Origin of the sequence: Vibrio sp. 10N.261.51.A4 (assembly GCF_041471945.1) — a bacterium.
Taxonomy (GTDB): Bacteria; Pseudomonadota; Gammaproteobacteria; order Enterobacterales; family Vibrionaceae; genus Vibrio; species Vibrio crassostreae_C.
Genome location: NZ_JBFRPJ010000133.1, coordinates 1 through 257, shown reverse-complemented (window position 1 = coordinate 257; position 257 = coordinate 1). Strand labels below are relative to the sequence as shown.

Genomic DNA, 257 nt, shown 5'->3' with positions numbered 1-257 from the left:
CCATCATAAGCCGCGTAGCCATCGGTTTGTAGATAACCGTTGTAGTCACCTAAAAAGTCCACGGGACACGCCCTCGCGCGACTGTTTTGATAGTCGTACAAGGCAATATTTTTCACATTCGGCAGTGCCGCTTCGGGTGAGTCAGCGCCTGAGCAGTAGAGCCACATATAACACTTCTTCTCTTCTTTGAGCACATTGAGCGGCGTTTCATCCGCCTGAACCACCACTTGTTGAAGCAGGTTCTCCTTCAAGGCCGC

Annotated in this window: 1 protein-coding gene; it reads right to left on the bottom strand. The window is 51.4% G+C overall.

The features are described from left to right. A partial coding sequence (locus AB4384_RS23050) for a transposase (protein ID WP_372130166.1) occupies positions 1-257 on the bottom strand: 257 nt, incomplete at both ends.